Raw genomic sequence first — 23,821 nt, 5'->3', positions numbered from 1 at the left:
CATGTTTGATAAATTATTTAAGCTAATGATAGAGGGGGAATTGGTAACTGCAATGTGTATTCTGAATTGGACCATTATTAGAAACTCCTTTAGATTAAGCTGGAATTAATACGAAAATCAAAATAGTGAGCCTTACCCCAATTATTATTGAAGTAAGGCTCACTTAGTTTTATTAAGTAGCGCTATTCTAACACTAAAGTTCTTAAGTATTATCTCAATTTTTATATTGCAATTAACTTTAGATTATTCAAATAAGATAATGAATAGAAATTTGAAGGACTAAGTGTACTAATTCTACTTAACACAGAATTAGTATAGTCAATTAATAATTTCACCATTAATAAATACTTTTTCAACCTTACTGTTAAGGTCGAATGGATTACCACTCCAGATAACAAAGTCAGCATCTTTATTCGGCAAAATCGACCCTACTCGATCGTCAACTCCAAGATGCTTAGCAGCGTTTAATGTAATGGCTTGTAAAGCTTGTTGTTCGGTTATTCCATTTTTAATTGCGTGTATAGCGCTTGTTACTAGATATTCAATACCAACGACTGGATGATCTGTAGTAAGAGAACACGGAACTCCTGCATCTAAAAGCGTTTTGATTGTAGACCATTTCTTATCTTTTAACTCCACTTTTGAACGTGTGGACATTGTTGGTCCTACAGATACTCGCACATCGTGTTTTGCAATATAATCAGCGATATGATGCCCTTCAGTACAGTGCTCGATCGTTACATTAATATCAAATTCACGTTTAATACGAAGTACTGTTAAAATATCATCTGCTCTATGTGCATGAACGCGTAAAGGAATTTCTTTATTTAAAACCTTAGCCATATTTTCTAAATCTAGCTTTCTATCCTTTTTATCAGAGTTGATATAATTTTGTGCCTCAATTAATTTCTCGCGTATTAAGGCAGCAACTCCCATTCTAGTAACAGGCATTTTTCCTTTAGCTCCATGAAATCTTTTAGGATTTTCCCCAGTTGCTGCTTTCATACCAGAAGGTGATTTAATAACCATCTCATCGACAATAGTACCAACTGTTTTTAATACAGCCATCTCTCCTCCAATTACATTAGCACTTCCGGGCATTACTTGAACTGTTGTTACCCCAGCCTTACGAGCATCTGCAAAGCCAATTTCCATAGGATTAATACCATCTAAAGCACGTATTTGTGGGGTTACCGGATGACTAGTTTCGTTGAAATCGGCGCCTTCAATACCAACCCCTTCTTCAGAAACTCCAAGATGAGTATGTACATCTATTAAACCAGGTGTAATTATTTTTCCTTTTGCATCAATTACTGTATAGGCTTCTGTTATTTCCGCCTCAGACTCAATTTTTTCAAAAACCCCATTTTTTACGAAAATAACGTGATTTTCTAGAGAATCACCATTACCATTCCAAATTATTGCATTCTTAATTGCTATCATTTCAAAACCTCCAGTTTTTATAAAAAAAGGATTGCAATATAAAAATAGTTAATATAAACTAATCTCTAATATTCCTTTTTCAGATAATATAATTTTTTCTGAATATTGTAAAGCGGTACAAAATACAAAAATATTCCTGATTCCAGTAGCAAAAAGAAAATAGAAGGAGAGAAGGGATCACTTGAAATTTGAAGTCGATGAGTTAGATCACGGTATTATTAAGCATTTATCTAAAGACGGTCGTCTATCCTTTACTGAATTAGCGATACGTCTGCAAGTGACAGAAAAAACTATTCGCTTACGTTATAAGAATTTATTAGACAAAGGATTCCTTGAAGTAGTAGGGGTAGTAAATCCTTTAGCAGTAGGACTTAAAGCAGGAGCGATTATTCAAGTCAAGGTGAAATCAAATTCAATCTCAAAAGTAATTGAAGATTTAAAGGAGATTAGAGAGATTCGTTTTATCACTCTAACTTCAGGGGAATTTCCTATTCTTTTTCAAATAACAGTGAAAGATCAAATAAGAATCACGGAAATTTTACGTGAAGTCAATAAAATTGAATGTATTACTGAAGTCAATACAATCATTCAGCTAGAGGTACATAAAAATACATTTGAATATATTTTCTAAAAATCTAAAAAAATTTTTCAGAATAATCTGTATTTTATTTTAGGAGAATAATAAAGCTCTGGCTTTTTTATAGAACAATGCAAGGGGGTAGGCAACAATGAAAATTTTTATTTCAGCTGATATGGAAGGAATCTCAGGTGTAGCAACTAACCAACAATTGAAAACTCCTTCTGAATATCAACGTTTTCGTAAGCTTATGACAGCAGATGTAAATGCAGCGATTGAAGGAGCCATTAATGGAGGAGCTACAGAAGTGGTGGTAGCAGATGGGCACGGTAATATGTCCAATATCATCATCGAAGACTTAGACATTCGGGCTAGACTGGTATCTGGAAACAACAGAGTAATGTGCCAGCTTGAAGGTTTGGATGACTCTTTTGATGGTATTTTGTTTGTCGGTCATCATGGACGCGAAGGGGGCTCTGATGTAGCAGTTATTAGCCATACGCTAGCAGGGATTTGTGTGAATGAAATGACAATCAATGGTCAGGTAGTCGGTGAAACAGAGATGAATACTTTTGTAGCAGGTGCATTCGGTGTGCCACCTTTGTTCATTAGTGGTGATGATGCATATGTGAACGAGGTGTTAGAAACATTGCCTAATATCGAAGCAGCTATTACTAAGCGTGCAGTAGACCGCTTTGCTGCAGAGTTAATTCATCCTGAGTTAGCACGTGAACAAATACGACAAAAAGTTGAGGTTGCAGTGAAAAATGCTGCTAGCCAAAAACCAGTTGTATTATCGGGACCTATTACATTTGAAATCGAATTTAAAGGATCACAACAAGCAAAAATGACAACAACTATTCCTAGTGTCGAATTAATTGGTCCAAAGAAAATAAGCTTTACTTGTGCTGACATGATTACAGCTTATAAACATATGTGGGGCTGTGTAATTATTGCCATGGCAGCAACAAACGGAGTTTTAGGAAGTGTCAATACATAATAAGTTGACGTAATTAGAACGGGGGTGTAGTTAGGTATGTATATTGTAAAAAGATTTATGACAATGATTCTTACCATCTGGGTCATAGCTTCATTAACATTTTTTATCATGAATATGATTCCTGGAGATCCATTTGCATCAGATGCAGATGTACTACCTAAAGAGGTAGTAGAAAATATGAGAGCTAAATATAACTTAGACGAACCGGTACCAGTGCAATATGTCCTGTATTTAAAAAACTTAGTTATGTTGGATTTAGGACCATCCATTAAATCCGAATCACGTACAGTAAATGACATTATAGCATCCGGATTCCCAGCCTCTGCTACGCTCGGAATACAAGCGATAATTGTAGCGCTCTTCTTTGGGCTCTTACTAGGGATCGTCGCAGCATTAAATCATAATAAATTACTCGATAATGCCGCCATGATCTTTGCCATTATCGGTATATCAGTACCTAGTTTTATATTATCGCCATTGCTTATCAACATTTTTGCAGTTAAATTTGGAATTCTTCCCGTAGCTTCTTGGGGCACTTGGCAACATTCTGTCCTCCCCACTTTAGCACTTGCAACAACACCCTTAGCGGTAGTTGCTAGATATATGCGTTCTAGCATGCTGGAGGTAATGAATCAAAACTATATTAAAACGGCAGATGCAAAAGGATTATCTACCTTCAAAATCGTGCTAAGTCACGGAGTTCGAAATGCGATTTTACCAGTTGTATCCTTCATTGGTCCATTATTTGTCTCGTTAATTACAGGTACATTTGTTATCGAAAAAATATTCGCTGTCCCAGGTATAGGTAAATACTTCGTGGATAGTATATTTAATCGTGATTATCCCGTCATCATGGGGACAACCGTGTTCTTCAGTACAATCTTAGTTGTCACTTTATTTTTAATCGATATTTCTTACCGTTTTATTGATCCAAGAATTAAGCTGACTAGCAAGGGGGATTAGCAGATGGTAAAGGTATTGAATGATTCTATGTTTCGTCCAGTAGATCCAAGTAAGCTACAGACAGATGAAATTCAGCGTCCTAGTTTAGGAGTTTTTAAGGAAACACTCTTAAGTATCCTTAAAAATAAATTAGCCATAATAGGACTTTTTCTTTTAGTCGTAATAATCTTTTTAGCACTTTTTGGTCCATCGATGGTTCCATATAGTGGCTCCCAACAAAATCTAACGAATGTCAATAAAGCGCCTTCGGGAGAGCATTGGTTCGGAACTGATAACTTAGGTCGTGATATGTGGAGTAGGACGTGGCAAGGTGCACGTGTATCTTTAACTATTGGCTTTATAGCAGCGATTGTAGATTTAGTTGTAGGCGTAATAGTCGGTGGAGTTTCTGGTTATATGGCTGGAAGAGGGAAATTCGGCGATCGCGTTGACAGCTTGTTAATGAGAATTGTAGAAATTTTATACGGAATCCCTTATTTACTCGTAGTAATCCTTCTAATGGTAATCATGGAACCAGGTATAACCACTATTATTATAGCTTTATCAATTACTGGTTGGGTTGGAATGGCGAGAATTATAAGAGGACAAATTTTACTACTAAAATCCCAGGAATATGTTTTAGCTGCTGAAAAACTAGGTACTTCTCATGTCAAAATTATTATGCGTCACTTATTACCAAATACTATGGGAATTATCATCATTAATTTAACATTTACGATTCCTACAGCTATTTTCGCAGAGGCCTTTTTAAGCTTCTTAGGACTTGGCGTACAAGCTCCTTTTGCTAGCTGGGGAACGATGGCTAATGATTCGCTTGGGGTTATATTAAGTGGACATTGGTGGAGATTGTTTTTCCCTGGATTCATGATCGCATTGACGATGTTTGCATTTAACGCCTTTGGTGATGGAATACAAGATGCACTCGATCCAAGAGCTCGTAAGTAGGAGGTACAAAACTATGAATCATTTACTAGAAGTTAATAATTTAGAAATCAATTTCAAAACATACGGCGGGGAAGTAAAGGCAGTAAGAGACGTCTCCTTCCATGTTGATAAAGGGGAAGTAGTTGCCATTGTTGGTGAAAGTGGTAGTGGAAAGAGTGTCACTGTCCAATCTATCATGGGACTAATTCCAACACCTCCAGGCGTTATTAAAGGTGGCAGTATTAAATTTCAAGGAAAAGAACTACTAAGAGCATCAAAAAGAGAAATGAGAAAAGTAAAAGGGTCTAAAATCGGTATGATATTTCAAGATCCGATGACATCATTGAATCCAACAATGATTGTGGGTAAGCAAATAGCTGAAGGACTCATTACTCATCAAAAATTATCTAAACAAGAGGCCAAAAAGAAAGCGATAGAAATGATTAAGCAAGTAGGGATTCCAAATCCAGAGGAGCGTTACAACCAATTTCCACATGAGTTTAGTGGAGGTATGAGACAACGTGTAATGATTGCAATTGCTCTTGCTTGTAATCCGGAATTACTTATTGCGGATGAGCCAACAACAGCCCTTGATGTAACTATTCAAGCACAAGTTTTAGAGTTAATGAAGAAATTGCAAAAGGACACTCAAACAGCGATTATTCTCATTACTCATGATTTAGGTGTTGTGGCTGAAACTGCTCAACGTGTAATGGTGATGTATGGAGGGATCATGGTTGAAAGTGCAACCGTTTTCGATTTATTCGAAAACCCGAAACACCCGTATACATGGGGATTGTTGAATTCGATTCCAAATTTAGAAGGAACTGAGAAAAAACAATTAATACCTATAGAAGGCTCACCACCAGATCTTTTTTCTCCTCCAAAGGGATGTCCATTTGCACCACGATGCAAGTATGCAATGGATATCTGTTTAGAAGAAATGCCAGGAGACTACCAAATTGATGAATCGCATTCTGCACGATGCTGGCTAAATGATTCTCGAGCACCCAAAGTGGAAATGCCTTTTACTCTAGAAAAGGAAAAAACAGTGACAGTTGGGGGTGAGAGTATTGACTAAGAATTTAGTAGAAGTCCAGTCTTTGAAAAAATATTTTAAAATTAAATCAGATGTTACTGTTAAATCAGTTGATGATATTTCATTCTACATCCGAAAAGGTGAAACGTTTGGTCTTGTTGGAGAGAGTGGGAGTGGTAAGTCTACTTTAGGAAAAACACTTGTTGGAATCCAGGCAGCATCAGATGGGGATATCATTTACAACGGTCAAAATATTAAACAATTAAATAAAGAAATGAAAAGAAATGTGAATAAAGAAATGCAGATTATTTTCCAAGATCCACATGCATCTCTAAACCCTAGAATGCGAGTCGGCGACATTATTGCTGAAGGAATCGATGCCTATAAGCTTTTTAGTGGCAAAGATCGTACAAATCGAATTTATGAATTATTAGAGCGTGTTGGTTTGAGCCCACAACATGCGAAACGCTATCCTCATGAATTTAGCGGTGGGCAAAGACAACGAATTGGCATAGCACGTGCATTGGCAGTAGAACCAAAATTTATCGTCGCGGACGAGCCTATTTCTGCACTCGATGTCTCTATTCAAGCACAAGTTATTAATCTTTTAGAAGATTTAAAGGTATCTGAAGATTTGACGTATCTATTTATTGCGCATGACCTAGGTATGGTAAAACATATTAGTGATCGAATCGGTGTTATGTATTTAGGTAAGATGATGGAATTAAGCAATAGTGATGATATGTTCACGAATCCATTACATCCATATACACAGGCATTATTATCAGCTATACCGAAAACAAATCCACGCGATGCAAAAAGAGAGCGAATTGTCCTTGCTGGTGATCCACCAAGCCCGACTAATCCACCTAGTGGCTGTCGATTCCGAACGAGATGCCCACATGCAATGGAGGTATGCGCATTGCAAGAGCCTCAGTGGAAAGAGGTAGAGAAGGAGCATTGGACGGCTTGTCATTTATATTAATATGAATAGAAAGAAGGGGGAAATAAAATGAAAAAATGGATATTGTCATTACTTTTAGTGCTAGTAACAGGCTCTGCTTTGGCAGGGTGTTATGGTGGAGGAGCAGATGATTCATCAAAGGGCGATAAAGTAGAAAAAGGTAACATTAAACAAGAAATTGTCGTAAATGCGAGTAGCGAACCTCCGGCAATTGACCCTGCTAAGGCAACAGATACAACTTCTGGTTGGGTACTAGATCATATTTTTGAAGGTCTATATACTCGTGATAAAGATGGTAAGCCGGTTTTAGGAGCAGCTAAAGATGTGAAGACATCTGATGACGGAAAGACTTATACGTTTACTCTTCGTGATGATGCAAAATGGTCAGATGGTTCTCAAGTTACTGCAGGTGACTTCGAATATGCTTGGAAAAGGGTTTTAAATCCCGAAACTGGTAGTGCGTTTTCATTTTATCTTTACTATATTAAAGGTGCAGAAGAATACAACAAAGGTAAAGGTAAAGTGGAGAATGTTGGGGTAACAGCTGTTGATGATAAAACTCTTGAGGTAGAATTGAATGCGCCGTTAGGTTACTTTGATAGCTTACTTACATTATGGACTTTCTATCCGGTTCAACAAAAACTGGTTGAAAGTAATGATAACTGGGCTGCAGATGCAAACACATACATTAGTAATGGTCCATTTAAGATGACGGAATGGAAGCATGAAAGTAATGTAGTTATTGAAAAGAACAATGAATACTACGATAAAGACGTAGTGAAATTAGACAAAGTTACTTTCAAAATAGTAAATGAAGCTACAACTTATTATCAAATGTTCAAAACAGGTGAGTTGGATTTAATCAGTACATTACCGAGTGATGTTTTAGCAACTGAAAAAGATAATGAAGATTATCGTGAAGAACCTTACTACGGAACATATATGTACATGTTCAATGTTAAAAAAGAGCCATTTACAAATGCAAAAGTTCGTAAAGCTTTCGCAATGTCAATTGATCGTAAAGCATTGACTGAAAATGTAACGTTAGGTGGAGAAACACCAGCGTATGCAATGGTTCCAGAAGGCGCAGAAACACCAGAAGGAGATTTCCGTAAAGTTGGTGGAGATTACTTTGAAGAAAATGCAACAGAAGCTAAAAAACTATTAGCAGAAGGTATGGCTGAAGAAGGCTGGAGTAAGCTTCCAGAAGTAACATTACTTTATAACACTGCTGAAAATCATAAAAAAATAGCAGAAGCAGTACAAGAAATGATTGATCAAAACTTAGGTGTCAAACTTAAACTAAGTAACCAAGAGTGGGGTACTTATTTAGAAACGACAAAACAAGGAAACTTCCAAATGGCTCGTATGGGATGGATTGGTATTTTCGTTGATCCAGTTGTTAATCTCGACTACTACCTAGGTGATAGCCCTAACAACCGTACAGGATGGGTAAATAAAGAATATGATTCTATTATTGCTAAATCAAAAGTAGAGCAAGATGTAAATAAACGCTACGAACTTTTGCATCAAGCAGAGAAAATTTTGATGACGGATATGCCATTTATGCCTGTTAATTTCTATAAATATAATTACTTAACAAATCCTGACTTTGAAAACATTGCCTATTATGTGAATCGTTACCCTCAATTTAAATGGGCAGAAAAAACGAAATAATACAGTTTATTCATAAATTGTGAGTTGTAAATAGATAGAGTCCCTTCGCCAGCAGTTTACCGAAGAGAGCGTAAGCTTTTCTAAGAAGACATGGAATTGTAAGGGACTTTATCTTTTTTACTTATAACTATAATAGATTCAAATTAATACGAGGTGATAGGATGAAAAGATTTTTTATACTTACAAGTGCTCTGTCCATGCTTTGGGGAGGAATCATGTTGCTTTTAAATTGGACACTAACTGAATGGATTAACTACACATTTCTTTTCGGTTTAGCAGCTGCAATAATATCAGCTTGTATTAACATTTGGCAAACTAGATTTCTTAATATGTTTACGAGGGGATTTCGATCACTTGGGCATTTTATAATTCCTATGAATAAGTCTAGATCACTGGAACGTGCAAATCAGCAGCTCGCTAATGATGCAAATTTAAATCAATTTAAACAAAAGATAGCCCAAGTATTGTTTTTCTCGATTACTAGTTTAGCTGCGTCTTCAATTTTTGTAAGCATTATTGGATTAATTATTTACTATTAGTTGAAATACATGAATATAGATTCTATCTATAAAAAGGAGACTGAAAATAATGATGAATTCGGATCAAATTCTATCTGAGTACTTAAATGTCCGTGGAGGATTCCAGCCTCAAGTGCTCCCAAATCAACAAGCTGTTACCTTTATTTCTAAAGAAACTGGTATTCCACAAGTTTGGAAGTGGGATGTGACAACAGCAGAAATTCAACAATACTCAAACCTACCAGACAGAGTTCTAGCGGCATACCATTCTCCATCAGGAAAGCAAACGATCGTTGGTATAGACGAAAAAGGAAATGAAAAACAGCAATTTCACTTATTGAGAGAAAAAGACCTGTACACAGAGGAACTTGTAGTATCAAAAGAACATTTTCACCAATTTGGTGGCTGGTCTCCTGACGAAAGTAAAATTGCTTTCACAAGTAATCGTCGTCAACCAGGTTACTTTGATGTATCTATCCTGGATGTGGAGACCAAAACAGAGGAAGTCGTTTATCAAGTGGATGGCAATTGTACTCCTATTGCTTGGACAAAGGATGGAGAGCATTTAATTATTAGCATGCCAGAAACAAATATTGATCAATCTTATTACATACTAAATTTAAAAAATAAAGAGCTTTATAAACTCTTTGAAGGAAATCCTTTAGCTAGATATCAATCACTTCAGCAGAGTAATAATGGGGAGAGTGGATTCATTCTTACTGATGTTGGTCAAGATACTTTAGGTATTCACCAATTTAATTTTAAAGAATCTTCTCAACTACAGGAACTTCTAACATTCGACAAATGGGATATTGAAGAAATTAAATTGTCCCCAGACAATTCTATCCTAGCGTTTACTACAAACGAGGGTGGAGTTTCACTTCTTGGGATATATGATTTAACAAAACAAAAGCATCATTATATTGAAGGGGTTCCAAGCGGTGTAGTGGAATCTCTAACTTGGCTAAATGATAATGAACTTTATTTTGGACTAAAAAGTCCAATACTTCCTGGTGATATTTGGAGAGTATCTTTGAATGACAACCAAGTAGAACGTGTCACATTCATAGGCGAGGCTAAGGAAGTACAACACTTGTGGCAGCAACCTGAGCTTTGTACATTCTCTTCTTTTGATGGTTTGGAAGTACCTTACTTTTTATATGGTAAAAAGGAAGAAGCTCAGCCGGTAGTAGTGTATGTTCACGGTGGACCAGAGTATCAAATACGTGCTGAGTATAATCCTGTTATTCAGTATCTAGCAGCTAATGGCTTTGCAGTAGCTGCCCCGAATGTGCGAGGAAGTATGGGGTACGGACGAAAATACGTGAAATTGGATGATGTACGGAAGCGTATGGATTCTGTAGCGGATTTAAAATGGCTAGCTAACGATTTAGTAAATACGCATGGTGTTGACTCTGAACGAATCGGTATTATGGGACGTAGCTATGGTGGTTTTATGGTTTTAGCTGCTCTAACACATTATGCTGATATATGGGCGGCAGGAGTAGATATTGTGGGAATATCCCATTTCAAATCATTCTTAGAAAATACAGGGGCATGGCGCAGAAAATTACGTGAATATGAGTATGGTTCATTAAAAGAAGATGTTGATTTCTTTGAAGAAATCGCACCATTAAATCATTCCGATAAAATAAAAGTACCGTTACTTATTTTCCACGGTAGAAACGATACCCGAGTTCCTGTTAGTGAAGCCGAACAGCTTACGGAAGATTTAAAAGAGCAAGGAAAGCACGTAGAACTTATTATTTTTGAGGACGAAGGTCACCAAACAGAAAAAATCGAAAATCATATTAAAATGAATACTGAAATCGTTCAGTTTATGCAAAAGTTTCTAAAGGTACAGGAAGTCAATATTAAGTCTTAGTAGGACATATCTAATTATTAGCCAGGGGAGTGTGGAAGATGAAACTATTTACAACTACTTCTAATTTAATTGAGCAAATGGTTGCATGGAGAAGGGATTTCCATCAGTACCCTGAGACAGGCTGGACTGAATTTCGAACAGCTTCAATAATCGCACATGAATTGAGCATATTAGGGTTTCAGGTACAGGTAGGAAAAGAGGTTGTGTCAGAAGAAAGAATGGGTGTGCCTTCTGATGACGAGTTAGCAGTTTACTATGAAAATGCCAAAAGTAACGGCGGCTACTTAGAATATATGGAAAAGATGGTTGGGGGATATACAGGCGTTGTTGGTACAATTAAAGGAAAAAAAACTGGCCCAACGATTGCTTTCCGATTTGATATGGATGCGCTAGATATACTGGAAAATGATGAATTGACACATCTTCCGAAACAATTTGGTTTTCGCTCAAAATATGCAGGGAAAATGCATGCTTGTGGACATGATGCCCATAGCGCAATTGGTTTAGGCTTGGCAAAAGTCCTTGCAAATAATGTGGATCAAATTGAAGGTACTATTAAAATTATTTTTCAACCAGCTGAAGAAGGTGTTCGCGGGGCAAATTCGATGGTGGCTGCTGGAGTTGTAGATGATGTTGATTATTTTTTAAGTATGCATGTAGGGATAAACGTACCATTGGGTACAGTAATAGCAGGTGCAGATGGTTTTTTAGCTACAACTAAAATAGATGCAAAGTTTATTGGTAAAGCTGCACATGCAGGGGCTGAACCTGAAAAGGGGAAAAATGCTTTACTTGCTGCAGCTTCGGCAATACTGGGTCTTCATACAATTACTCAGCATAGTGATGGTGCATCACGTATCAATGTTGGAACTTGCATATCAGGAGATGGTCGTAATATTGTACCAGCTCATGCCACATTAAAATTAGAAACACGTGGTGAAAATAACTCGGTTCATACTTATGTACATGAGCAAGCGCTATCAGTTTTAGAAGGAGCTTCTAAAATGTATGGAACTGAGCTTTTTTACGAAATAGTTGGCGAAGCTAAAACATGTGCATCTTCCGAAGAATTAGTTGAATTAGTTGGCCTTGCAGCTAAAGATATTGATGGTGTAGAGGAAGTTCAATTGCGAAGCAAGTTTGCAGGGGGTTCAGAGGATGCAACTTATATGATGGATCAAGTTCAGCGACAAGGTGGACTTGCAACATATGCTATTTTTGGTACAACATTAGCGGCGGGTCATCATCATGAAAAATTTGATATTGATGAAGCAGTATTTCCAATCATTCTAAACACGTGGTTAGAAACAATTGAACGAATTTATGAATATCAACGTAAATAAATTAAAATGGATAATATAATGTTGATGTAGATAAAAATGAAAATCTAACAACGAAAAGTCAAATTCAGTGCAACATTTAAGTCGAAATTTCAATAGTGATTTGATAAAAGTTCTAGTGCTAAGTATGGCACTAGAACTTTTTTTATTGAATTAAATACAGAAAAAACATTTCAACTATAGAATGTGATATTTTTTTTGATTTAGGGAAAGACTATTTCTAGATTAGTTATTCATTAGAAACGGTTGTTTTGAAGTAGTTGAAAAGGTTGAGAAATGAGAACAATGTTCAATTTTCATCCTTTGTACTATTTGTGATGATGCTTTATTGTTTTCTGTTGTTAGATGAGGTATTTGATAAAAGGTATTGTATTTATACTACATAATAAGAAGGTGTCTAATATGAACGTATTATGGGGGATTTGCGGTATTATTGCTATTCTTGGGATAGCTTTTTTATTGTCAAGTTCAAAAAAATCAATCAAATTGCGAACGGTTTTAGGAGGATTAATAATTCAAATTTTGTTTGCTTTTATTGTTTTGAAATGGGAAACAGGGCGTGAAGGTCTCCTAGCTTTTTCTAATGGTATACAAAATTTAATTTCTTATGCAAATGAAGGGATTTCCTTCGTATTTGGTCCCGCAGCAGATACAGAAAATTTCGGTTTTGTTTTTGCTTTTCAAGTATTGACCGTTATCATTTTCTTCTCGTCTCTAATTTCCGTTTTATATTATTTAGGCATTATGCAGTTCTTTATACGAATTCTCGGTGGAGCTCTTTCAAGGCTTTTGGGAACTAGTAAGGCAGAATCTGTTTCGGCTGCAGCTAATATTTTTGTAGGGCAGACGGAGGCACCTCTTGTTATTCGACCGTTTATAGCGAATATGACAAAATCAGAGCTTTTTGCTATTATGACCGGTGGACTTGCTTCGGTTTCTGGATCAGTTTTAGTAGGATATGCATTATTAGGAGTTCCGCTAGAATATTTGGTTGCTGCGAGCTTTATGGCTGCTCCCGCAGGATTAATTTTAGCGAAAATCATGATTCCAGAAACGGAAGTTGTGAATGAAGAAAACTTTACAATGGAAAAAGATGATTCATCTGTCAACGTCGTTGATGCAGCTGCACGAGGTGCTAGTGATGGATTAAAACTTGCGTTAAATGTAGGGGCCATGTTACTTGCTTTTATCGCAATAATAGCACTTCTTAATGGACTATTAGGCGGATTAGGGAGTATTTTTGGATTTAAAGGGCTAACACTTGAGGGGATTTTAGGGTTTATTTTTTCACCACTTGCATTTGTTATCGGTGTCCCTTGGTCAGAAGCAGTTCAAGCTGGATCTTTTATCGGGCAAAAGTTAGTACTAAACGAATTCGTTGCTTATTCTGCTTTTGCACCTGAAATTGCATCATTATCTCCGAAAACAGTAATTGTAGTAAGCTTCGCATTATGTGGATTTGCAAACTTAAGCTCGATGGCGATGTTGTTAGGTGGTTTAGGTTCGATGGCACCGAGCCGTCGCGATGATGTTGCACGCTTAGGATTTAGAGCTGTCGCCTCAGGGATGTTGGCTTCATTATTAAGCGCCGCCATAGCAGGCATGTTTTTATAATTTATAGTACGGATTTAAACGCAAGCAAGGATATTAATTAGAGTGTAAATAATTGTATGCCAGACCTTACCCAATGATAGGTAAGGTATTATTTTTTTCAAAATTGAAGGAGTCAAACTCAATTTAATCCAATTTTTCAATGATCCTTCTCTTTCTGTATAGCATTTTGCTCGCTTCCGCTATATCATGCACTGCTGAACGATTAATGAATGCACCGAATAGGAGACCGGCAATCGGGATCATTTGAAACAGCTTCTTCCAACCAAATTGATCTCGGTAAGAATACACGACTTCACGCCAACCTTGCATTTCAGATAGAACTTCTCGTTTCGCTGATTCATCTTGGTTATCAAACATGGATAATTGGGAAAGGATTGCTTCCTTACCAACAATGTCAGAGGAGATAAATTGAAGACATTTTATGATAAATAAACGTTCCTTTTTATCATTTGGATCATAGCCATAGCAAATTGCGATGTCTTGTATAGTTTTTAACTGTAAACCTAAAAGAAGAGGAATATCAATTGATAATGTGAAAATACCTCCAATGCCGGTTCCAGCTCCTTGCAGGGTGGCTAAGTTTTTTCTGTTTTTAGTTAGCCCATCTACAGCTTGATCCATCTTAGAGATAGGAAGAGTTTTTACATCCTCAATCGTTTGTACCTCTAGTTTAGGATAATACGATGGGATTTTAGATATTGAACTAAGGTAGTTTCCACCTGTTTGAACATATTGTCCAAGCTCGTCCAGTAGAATGCCAATTTTATCTTGAATGAACTTAGGTGTCCATTTATCAATAATCTTAAAGGGCAACCGCCCAATTTTCTCAAAAAACCATAAATCATTTTGATCTTTTTCCCATGCTTCTACCTTTTTCAATTCTTCTGATAACCATTCCCTTGAATCATCCACTCTTAAAATCGCCTCTTTCTGTTGAATACTAGTAATACGTATATGTGGATGCAAAGTTTCACTTCTAGTAAGAGGAACAAAAAGGTATCAGTCTATGAATTTCTTCATAGCTTGATACCTAACATTTATCATTTATGAATTCTACGTTTTTGTTATTTTGTTATACGTTCTTCTTTATTGTTAATAAAATTATAGTCATTTACAAATTTATCTCCAAATGCAATACATAGCTCTGCAACTAGGGCACAACGTTTTGCAAACATATCGAATTGAATATGCTCATTTCTGGCATGGGCTCCATCTCCCGGAATACCTAGTCCATCAATCGTTGGAATACCTAAAGCAGAAGTGAAGTTCCCATCACTTGCTCCTCCTACACTAGATTCATTAACCACAATGTTCAATTTTCTTCCTGCTTCTTGCGCAAGTTTAAATAATTGTTGATTGGCTTCGTTTCTCTCAAGTGGTGGACGGTTCAATTCACCAGTTATACTCAGTTTAGCAAGTGGGTTTTTCGGAGTAAGTTGTTCGATTGCTTGCATAATTCTTTCCGCTTCAAATAATGTAGAAATTCGAAAGTCTACGTCAATGGAAGCGTATTCTGGCACTACATTAATCGTTGTTCCACCACGAATCACACCTACGTTCACCGTAGTCCCTTTAGCATAATCTGTTAGCTCTTGAAGTTGTTGTACTAGGTAAGATATCTCTAATATAGCGTTGACACCATCTTCATGGTTATTTCCTGCGTGTGTACTTATTCCTTGTACTTCTAATTGATACATCCCCATACCTTTTCTAGCTGTTTTTAGGTTACTCGTTTCGGCTTCAGGGGGCTCCATCACAAAAACCGCTTCACATGTTTTTGCCACCTCTTCAATCAAATCTCTTGAAGATAAACTACCTATTTCTTCATCTGAAGAAAGTAAAAATACAGGAGATATCGGTAACGCTTCTAAAGTGTTTTCTAATGAAGAAATCGCCCAAATAGATGACAACAATCCTGCTTTCATATCAAACACTCCTGGCCCATAAAACAATTCATCTTCAAAATGAATTGGTAATTCACCTTTTGGCCAAACCGTGTCAAAGTGACAAAGAAATAAAACACGAGGTTTTGGAGAATGTTCTTTCTGGAATAGGAGGTGATTTCCATATTGGTTATTAATATATTCCGTACAGATGTAATCTTTACCAAGACGCTTTTGGATTATAGTCTTAATCAGATTACCTGTTATATCAACGAGATTCTTTTCGTGACTGGGTGACTCTGCTTGTACGAGATTTAAAAGATCTTCCTTAATAGTCTGTTGATGATGTAATAAAAAGTCGTAATTAACTGTCATTCAGCAACACATCTCCCTATATTTTGTAACTTAATAATAACCTCTAATATTGATATAAATCAAAATAATTTTAATATTTAAAAAACTATAATTTTATAAAAACAAACAGAGTGATTGATGTTAAAACATTATTCGCTCTGTTTTTTAGTTATAAGCATGTAATAAATGCTCTTTAGAAAGTAGAGCAAGAATTGTTATAGAAGTAAAACCAATCCTATAATCCTCGAGTATTCCCTCTTTCCAATGTAGAGAGTAGTACTAAGCCATTTGCATAAGGGAATTAATTTTACTGCAAAATTAAATTATTTTTTTTAGTATCATTTTACAATTGAATCCATATAATGTATTATCATAAATGATATTAACATTGTTAATATGAATAATGAAAATATAAATTGTGAGGGTGTTTGTATGAAGGGGAGAGACGTCGTTTTAGGATTATTGATGGAGAAAGAGCTATCAGGTTATGATATAAAAATGGTTTTTGAAGAAATATTTACGCATTTCTTTGATGGAAGCTTTGGGATGATTTATCCAACTTTAAGACAGTTGGAGAAGGACGGGAAAATTAGAAAAGAAGTAGTGATGCAAGACGGAAAACCAAATAAAAAAATGTTTTTCATAACCGACGAAGGACGAAAAGAGTTCCAACAGTATTTGCAAAGTGATGTAGAAAAGGAAGTATTGCGTTCTGATTTTTTGATGCGCATGTATTTTGGTAAATATAGTGATGTATCAACTATTCAAAAGTGGATGGAAGAAGAAATTAAAAGAAAAGAAGCAGATATCGAAGATCTTTTGTCAAAATACGAAACGTGGAAAAAAGGCATAACATTTGAAGAAGAGGTTTCATTAGAAATCGGGATTGCAACTTATACCGCAGAAGTAGAAACATTAAAGAGAAAGTTAACGCAGCTTAAGAAAAAAGATGCGCTTGAGTAGTAAAATAATTTTGAAAGTGAATTGTTTAGATAATTAAAGGGGGAGATTCACATGGAGCAATCTAAAGGTATTAAAATCGTCTTCTTAATGTGTTTAGGTATTTTCCTTTGTATGATCGATACGACTATTATGAATATAGCTTTACCAGCAATACAATCTAGCCTGGGCACTACATTAGAAAAGATGTCATGGATTTTAAATATATATACAATGTCAATTGCAGTTTTAGCGATTCCGTTAGGACGTATTGCAGATATTTTTGGTAAAGCAAAAATGTACATTATTGGATTATTTGTATTTGGATTTGGCTCAGTATTATGTGCTTTTGCAAATACCGGTGATTTTCTGATTTTATCTCGATTTATTCAAAGTATAGGCGCAGCTATATTATTTCCAACTAGTATGGTAATTGGTGTATCAGCAATGCCATTAGCAAAGAGGAATATTGCTCTTGGAATTTTAGGTGTTACACAAGGTCTATCTGCAGCCCTGGGTCCTGTGATAGGCGGGGTGATTACACAAAATTTAGGATGGAGATGGGTATTCTTTGTTAATATCCCAATTTGTATAATCGGAATTATACTCTGCTTTGTTTTATTACAGGTTAGAAATGAAGAACGTGTCGTATCTAAAATAGATTGGATTGGATGTGTACTATGTAGTTCAACTATTTTCTTATTCACTTTAGTTTTAGTAAAAGGTAATACATGGGGGTGGATGAGTGGGGTTGCATGGGCATGTTACATTTCTAGTATCATTTCTTTCATATTATTTATAGTAGTTGAGAGAAAAGTGGTTTCTCCAATGGTGAATTTACAGCTATTTAAAGATCGAATTTTTGTCGGTGCATCAATTGTTGTTATACTAAGCAATTTGTTTTTAATCGGAGTAACCGTATTACTTCCTACATTCCTTACAAAAATGCAGAATCGAACAGAATTAATAGCATCATTATTAGTAACACCCATTTCAGCTATGATATTCTTGGTTTCTCCATTTGCAGGAATTCTTATCAACAAAATTGGGAAGGTTCCTATAATATTGTTAGGATTTATAGCTATGAGCGTTTCATATTATTGGCTACAAATGATTAGTATTCAGTCGACTAACAAAGAAATTATTTTACCTTGTATGGTTCTTGGAATTGGATACGGTTTAGTTGTAGGACCAATAACAATATTAACTGCATCCTCATTTGAAGGTGAGTTATTAACAGCTTCCCAAAGTGTTGTATCCATGTTACGACAAGTAGGTATAGTATTAGCAGTTGCAATATTTGTATCTAGTTTAACGCATAATCTAACAATTAATAAAAATAAAATTGAACAATACGCAGAAGAAAAAGTACGTGAAATTCATGTAGATAAAAAAGAGCAAGATAAAATATTACATGTAGTTTATGAAAAAATAAATAATAAAGGTTTAGAAGAAACTAAGAAAAATAATCAAAAAGAAAAACTCAATGGCATGACCAAGGAACAAAAAGAAGCTTTAATACAACAAAATGTAATCACAGTACTAAAAGGAGTTCCTGAGGAGTTTAAAGAAATTAAGAAAGCCGAGATAACTAAACAGGTATCAAAAGAAGTTGAAAAGGAATCACAGAAAATAAATACAGAAATTCTAAAATACTCAAAGGATATTGATCAATACGCAGAAAAAGAGTTAGCAAGTAGCTTTACTGATTTATATAAAGTAAGCGCGCCAATAATTTTGGTTTGTGGATTAGTGAGTTTGTTGTTTATTGGGCGAAGACGTGATTTAGTATAGTGTGGAATTATGGTGGATTAGATAGAGTAAAAGCTCTTAAACTACTTTTATTAACTATTTTCCAAAGGATATAAAGTAATATGTAATGGCATTATGTTGGTTTATAAAACACAACATAGTGCTAATGCGTTAACTAATTTAATTTGAATTTTTGTATACATAAACAAATAAAGAAATCATGAATTTGCTCATATTGGGAAAGAATAATCTTATAAATTATTTCAAATGGACAAAGTTTACTTCCAAATTTAATTTGTGTCTGGATTTATCTAATGTTAATAAAGCTTTAACATAGAAATCTGTTCTATCTTTGTCATTTTAGATTACACTTATTGTAGAACGAACTGAACAAGGGAGTGAACGACATAGCAAAAAAGTGGGGAATATCAGCTCTATTGTTATTTGGTGTGTATGCTTTAGCGATGTATTTTTATATTTTTCATAGTGGTGGTAGCAGTATACCAGCTGCTTTAAAGGGAACTGTCGCTGATCCAGCGATGTTTATGAACGAGCACGAATTACTATTAAGTGGAGAGTACTCGAAAATTAGGAATTTCCTCTTTTTTGTAGCGACTCCGTTTGAATGGCTCGTCTACTTCTTAATATTGCTTGTAGGGCTATCTTTTATGTTAGAAAAATGGTCAGCAGCACTTTCCAAATGGACAATCGTAAAAAATGTAATCTATCTATTTTTGTTATCTCTGCTTACGTATATTGTATTATTTCCAATGGACTATTATAGCTTTTCCTTAAGTAAAAAGTATGGAATTAGTACCCAAAGCTTTTCTTCTTGGATGAGGGATGGTGTGATAGACTTTTGGGTTAACTTCGGCATGACAGTAATAGTTGTGTTGGTTCTTTATTGGCTCATAAAAAAAAGTACCAAGAGATGGTGGCTATATGCCTGGCTATTAACGATACCTTTCTCTATTTTTATCATGTTTATCCAACCGGTAGTAATTGCCCCGTTATATAATGATTTTTACCCGTTGAAAAATAAAGAATTAGAGACAAAGATTTTGTCGTTAGCCGAACAGGCAAATATTCCAGCTGAGCATGTGTTTGAAGTGAACATGGCGGAAAAGACGAATGCTTTGAATGCTTATGTTACTGGTGTTGGTAGGAATTCGAGGATTGTGCTGTGGGATACTACATTAAATCGTTTATCAGATAAAGAAATTCTATTCATAATGGCACATGAAATGGGACATTATGTCGAGAAACATATTTATTTTGGCATGGCTGGTTATATTTTTATGACGCTTATTGGACTTTGGCTCACGTCGAGGATTATGACATGGATTATTGCAAGATATGGAAAGGTATTAAAAATAAAGAAAATTAATGATATAAGTTCGCTTCCATTGTTTTTACTGATTACATCGGTTTTATTATTCGCATCAAGTCCGCTCTCGAATTATTTTTCTAGATATCAGGAATCAAGAGCTGACCATTATGCAATAGAGTTAACGGGGGACAAAGAAGCAGCGGTAACGGCGTTTCAAAAACTCACGAAATCTGGATTAAGTGAAGTAAACCCGTCATTGCTTGTGAAATGGTTCCGTTATACGCATCCTCCAATGTTAGAAAGAATTTATAAAGTTGCCGATCAAACAAGTATAGAAGAGTAATGAAGATTGTACATGAATTGTTCATATATTTATACTTGTCAACAATTCATGTTGTTACTGCTTGGTTATAGTTATTCCTATTTTTCAGAAAAAACTATTAAATTTTTTATTCGTTAAAACTCAACTATAATATAATTCAATTGCGCTTATTACATGATTAATGAGTTAAGATTCGGAAGCGCTAGTATGAAATGTTGTGTGATTTTTTTATAAAGAATAAAAAAATGGTGGCACAGGATTATTTGGTAGGGAGAGTAGCTATGCGCAATATTTTTATCATTACAATTGGTTCTATTTTAGTTGGTTTTGCTTATAACTTTTTGTTAATTCCTCATGAAATTCTCAGCAGTGGATTAAGTGGTATTGCAATCATGCTTGGTCTTGTAACGCCTTTAAATACAGGTCTGTTAAACTTTTTATTAAATCTTCCTTTACTAATTATTGGTGTAATGAAATTAGGTAAACGATTTATTGGATATACGATTCTTTCCGTACTAGTACTTTCAGTCAGTTTGTATGTGATTCCGGTTTATCAAGTAACACATGAACCACTACTAGCTTCACTGTTTGGTGGTGTTATTACGGGAATTGGTATTGGAATAATTTTTAAAGCATCTGGTTCATCAGGTGGCTTTGATATTATTGCGATGCTTCTAAATAAGAAAAGAGATTTTCCACTTGGAGCAATGATTTCTGCGATGAACGCGATCGTTGTAATAATTTCAGGTTTTGTATTTAGCTGGGATGCAGCTTTATATACGCTTGTAACTATCTATGCGACTGGGAAAGTTATTGATACGATTCATACGAATCACATCAAACTCACTGTCATGATTATTACCGGTAAAGGTGACGAAGTGAAGGAGAAGTTACTTGCGAATCTTTATCGTGGAGTGACAATTATGGATGGTGAGGGAGCTTATACTGGTGAAGGTAGAAAAGTCCTTATTACTGTTATCACTCGTTATCAATTATCAGAAGTTAAAGAAATGATTACTGAAGTCGATCCAAATGCGTTTGTGAACATCACAGAGACAAAAGAAGTTATAGGGATGTTCCACCGTGGATAAGAGTTATTAAATATAGAAGCAGTTATCTCAATAAATCATGTGAAAATGATAAGAGGTAATTGCTTTTATTTTTTTTATAGAGGAAAAAATACAGAGGTGTCAGATTAGTCAGCAAGATTATTTGGTACCTGTATTCTTTTGGAAAACCTCTACATATTGGAGAACTTAACAAATTGAAGTGTCTTTAGAAGGGGAAGAATTCCTTTTAAAGACACTTTTTTAATGTTCATTAATTGTCTAGTTAATAGTTCTTGTTACTTATATTTGGAGATAAGTCTCTAATATAAATGGAGATTTGAAGGCATCGTACGTTTTATAAAGAATGAAGAAAAATTTGTATACACTTGAAATAAAACTATTCCTAAAACTAAAACAAGGCATAAATTAATTTATAATTTTCTGAATTTATTGTAATTTTCGTTGAAAAAAAGAATAAACTTCATTATAATAAAAAAAAAGGAAATCCTTCGAGAAACAGGAGATAGATAAATGGATGCATTAAAATCAAAAGTTCAATCCAAATATGATGAATTTTCAAAAGGTTTAAAGATGGTAGCAAAACATTTTCTTGCAAATCCAGAGGCGTTTGCGATGAACTCAGGTGTTCAAGTAGGACAGGAGATTAATGTCAGTGAAACTACGGTTATTCGATTTAGTCACGCACTTGGATATAGTGGCTATAGTGCTTTGCAAAAGGATGTTCAAGAACAACTGCTCAATAAGAAAAGTAGTTTGTTTGAATTCCACCATATGAAAAATTCCACTGATATGGATCAAGAATTTTCAAAAAAAATGATGGTAAAGGATGCTGAGGTGATATTGCAAACAGCTGAGAGGCTAAATGTAGAAGATTTTACTAAAGCAGTTGATCATTTAGCACGATCAGAAAGAGTTCTTGTATCAGGTGTTCGATCATCTCATGCAATGGCTCAGTGGTTTTCGTTCACTCTCGATTTAATGCGTGGGAATGTAAGATTATTCAGGCCTGATACAGATGATATTATGTTGCGTATTAGTGAAATGAATGAGGGAAGCACTTTTGTTGCATTTTCATTTCATCGTTATGCTTTGGAAACCATTAACATGGCGAAAGAAGCAAAGCGTCAAGGTGCGTTTGTAATTGGTATTACTGATTCAGAGGTTGCTCCTATTCGAGAACATGCGGATATCTTATTTACTGTACAGCTACCAATTAAATCTACATTAGATGTCGCACCTGCAGTATTTTCGTTGATGAACGCTATAGTCGGTGCTGTAGCAGTGAAAAATTCAGAACAGTTTGCAAAAAGAACAAAAGTATACGAAGAGCTACAATTAAACCGTTTTTTTGGAGAATGAGATAAAACTCTGCTGATGTTTATAAAGAAAAATAGGCGAGGTGTAGAATGTTGCAGATTAAAAGATTAGTAGAAATCGAAGAGATAAGAGCCACGCAGCTTATTGAAGAACAGGTGTGGAACATGCCAGTTACACCTATACACCAAACGTATACAGCATCGAAGAATGGTGGAATGATACTAGGCGCTTATGATAATGATGAACTAGTAGGCTATCAATATAGCTTCCCGGGATTTAAGAATGGCAAAGCATATTTATGTTCTCATATGCTCGGTGTTTTACCAGCTTATCAAAAGGGTGGATTAGGAGAAAAATTAAAAGCTGCTCAGAAGGAATGTGCGCTTGAAATGGGCTATTCATTAATTGTGTGGACATACGACCCTTTAGAAAGCGTTAACGCGTACTTGAATCTACATAAGTTAAAAGGCATTGCCGCCTCCTACTTGGAAAATCATTACGGGGTGATGGAAGATCCTCTGAATAAAGGAATTCCTACTGACAGATTTTTAGTAGAGTGGTGGATTCGTAGTGATCATATCCAGAGTGGACAAAAGAATGATGAAGTCCATAGTTATGAACCATTGATTGAAACAGAGCTCGATAAGAGTCAGTTTCCGGTTTTTAGCACTGAGACAGAGCTAATAATAGATGAAGATGTGGTCTTAATACCAATACCCGAGAATTTCCAACAAATGAAACAGCAACAGCCCAATCTTGCGCTGGAATGGCGTTATAAAACGAGAAAATGGTTTCAAAAATTGTATTTAAATGACTATGTAGCAGTGGATGTAAGACGTAATTCAAAAGAAAAAGTGAGTTATTATGAGTTTCGAAAACGTAATAGTTTAGCTTTAGTCGGAAATTAGGA

The 23,821-nt window shown here is 35.4% G+C and carries 20 protein-coding genes; 17 read left to right on the top strand and 3 right to left on the bottom strand.

Going from position 1 to position 23,821, the window contains the following annotated elements; all coding sequences use genetic code 11:
- Nucleotides 1-318 precede the first annotated feature (318 nt).
- Complete coding sequence (locus tag AMD00_RS11025; RefSeq protein ID WP_053417122.1) at nt 319-1,443, bottom strand: amidohydrolase; 1,125 nt, start codon at nt 1,441-1,443, stop codon at nt 319-321.
- A 181-nt stretch (nt 1,444-1,624) separates the two neighbouring features.
- Here AMD00_RS11025 and AMD00_RS11020 point away from each other — a divergent pair, with 181 nt between their 5' ends.
- The 11 genes from AMD00_RS11020 to AMD00_RS10970 all read left to right on the top strand — a co-directional run bounded on the left by AMD00_RS11020 (nt 1,625) and on the right by AMD00_RS10970 (nt 13,944).
- Entirely contained in the window at nt 1,625-2,074 is a 450-nt protein-coding gene (locus tag AMD00_RS11020; RefSeq protein WP_053417121.1) for an Lrp/AsnC family transcriptional regulator, read from the top strand.
- A gap of 97 nt (nt 2,075-2,171) precedes the next feature.
- Entirely contained in the window at nt 2,172-3,020 is an 849-nt protein-coding gene (locus tag AMD00_RS11015) for a M55 family metallopeptidase (protein ID WP_053417120.1), read from the top strand.
- 36 nt (nt 3,021-3,056) lie between these two features.
- Nucleotides 3,057-3,983 (top strand): ABC transporter permease, encoded by a 927-nt coding sequence (locus tag AMD00_RS11010; protein ID WP_053417119.1) that lies wholly within the window; start codon nt 3,057-3,059, stop codon nt 3,981-3,983.
- A gap of 3 nt (nt 3,984-3,986) precedes the next feature.
- Complete coding sequence (locus AMD00_RS11005; protein ID WP_053417118.1) at nt 3,987-4,928, top strand: ABC transporter permease; 942 nt, start codon at nt 3,987-3,989, stop codon at nt 4,926-4,928.
- A 13-nt stretch (nt 4,929-4,941) separates the two neighbouring features.
- Nucleotides 4,942-5,988, top strand: coding sequence for an ABC transporter ATP-binding protein (locus AMD00_RS11000; protein WP_053417117.1), 1,047 nt, complete (start codon nt 4,942-4,944; stop codon nt 5,986-5,988).
- Complete coding sequence (locus tag AMD00_RS10995) at nt 5,981-6,931, top strand: ABC transporter ATP-binding protein (RefSeq protein ID WP_053417116.1); 951 nt, start codon at nt 5,981-5,983, stop codon at nt 6,929-6,931. Before AMD00_RS11000 ends, AMD00_RS10995 begins: the two co-directional genes overlap by 8 nt.
- A gap of 27 nt (nt 6,932-6,958) precedes the next feature.
- Nucleotides 6,959-8,587 (top strand): peptide ABC transporter substrate-binding protein, encoded by a 1,629-nt coding sequence (locus AMD00_RS10990; protein ID WP_053417115.1) that lies wholly within the window; start codon nt 6,959-6,961, stop codon nt 8,585-8,587.
- 215 nt (nt 8,588-8,802) lie between these two features.
- A complete protein-coding gene (locus AMD00_RS10985) occupies nt 8,803-9,126 on the top strand; it encodes a DUF3899 domain-containing protein (RefSeq protein WP_169786351.1) in 324 nt (107 codons plus the stop codon).
- Nucleotides 9,127-9,175: 49 nt separating this feature from the next.
- Nucleotides 9,176-10,990: a S9 family peptidase gene (locus AMD00_RS10980; RefSeq protein WP_322787045.1), complete on the top strand. Its 1,815-nt coding sequence runs from the start codon at nt 9,176-9,178 to the stop codon at nt 10,988-10,990.
- A gap of 38 nt (nt 10,991-11,028) precedes the next feature.
- Nucleotides 11,029-12,333 (top strand): amidohydrolase, encoded by a 1,305-nt coding sequence (locus AMD00_RS10975; RefSeq protein ID WP_053417113.1) that lies wholly within the window; start codon nt 11,029-11,031, stop codon nt 12,331-12,333.
- Between the two features lie 399 nt (nt 12,334-12,732).
- Complete coding sequence (locus tag AMD00_RS10970; RefSeq protein ID WP_053417112.1) at nt 12,733-13,944, top strand: NupC/NupG family nucleoside CNT transporter; 1,212 nt, start codon at nt 12,733-12,735, stop codon at nt 13,942-13,944.
- Between the two features lie 123 nt (nt 13,945-14,067).
- Here AMD00_RS10970 and AMD00_RS10965 read toward each other — a convergent pair whose 3' ends face one another.
- The gene (locus AMD00_RS10965) at nt 14,068-14,856 is read right to left on the bottom strand and encodes an EcsC family protein (protein ID WP_053417111.1); all 789 of its coding nucleotides are present in this window, start codon (nt 14,854-14,856) and stop codon (nt 14,068-14,070) included.
- A gap of 152 nt (nt 14,857-15,008) precedes the next feature.
- Complete coding sequence (locus tag AMD00_RS10960; RefSeq protein WP_053417110.1) at nt 15,009-16,202, bottom strand: M20 family metallopeptidase; 1,194 nt, start codon at nt 16,200-16,202, stop codon at nt 15,009-15,011.
- Nucleotides 16,203-16,613: 411 nt separating this feature from the next.
- Between AMD00_RS10960 and AMD00_RS10955 the strand changes: the two genes are divergently transcribed.
- The 6 genes from AMD00_RS10955 (at nt 16,614) to AMD00_RS10930 (ending at nt 23,819) form a co-directional block, all read left to right on the top strand.
- Complete coding sequence (locus AMD00_RS10955; RefSeq protein WP_053417109.1) at nt 16,614-17,144, top strand: PadR family transcriptional regulator; 531 nt, start codon at nt 16,614-16,616, stop codon at nt 17,142-17,144.
- A 51-nt stretch (nt 17,145-17,195) separates the two neighbouring features.
- Nucleotides 17,196-18,914, top strand: coding sequence for an MFS transporter (locus tag AMD00_RS10950; protein ID WP_053417108.1), 1,719 nt, complete (start codon nt 17,196-17,198; stop codon nt 18,912-18,914).
- Between the two features lie 365 nt (nt 18,915-19,279).
- Nucleotides 19,280-20,545 (top strand): M48 family metallopeptidase, encoded by a 1,266-nt coding sequence (locus AMD00_RS10945; RefSeq protein ID WP_053418266.1) that lies wholly within the window; start codon nt 19,280-19,282, stop codon nt 20,543-20,545.
- 260 nt (nt 20,546-20,805) lie between these two features.
- Nucleotides 20,806-21,615 carry a YitT family protein gene (locus AMD00_RS10940; RefSeq protein ID WP_053417107.1) on the top strand — a complete coding sequence of 270 codons (810 nt, stop codon included), beginning with the start codon at nt 20,806-20,808 and terminating at the stop codon, nt 21,613-21,615.
- Nucleotides 21,616-22,104: 489 nt separating this feature from the next.
- Nucleotides 22,105-22,953: a MurR/RpiR family transcriptional regulator gene (locus AMD00_RS10935; protein ID WP_053417106.1), complete on the top strand. Its 849-nt coding sequence runs from the start codon at nt 22,105-22,107 to the stop codon at nt 22,951-22,953.
- Between the two features lie 47 nt (nt 22,954-23,000).
- Nucleotides 23,001-23,819: a GNAT family N-acetyltransferase gene (locus tag AMD00_RS10930; protein ID WP_053417105.1), complete on the top strand. Its 819-nt coding sequence runs from the start codon at nt 23,001-23,003 to the stop codon at nt 23,817-23,819.
- Nucleotides 23,820-23,821 lie beyond the last annotated feature (2 nt).

The sequence above is a fragment of the Viridibacillus arvi genome (assembly GCF_001274945.1).
Taxonomy (GTDB): domain Bacteria; phylum Bacillota; class Bacilli; order Bacillales_A; family Planococcaceae; genus Viridibacillus; species Viridibacillus arvi.
This window is presented reverse-complemented; position numbering and strand designations above follow the sequence as displayed.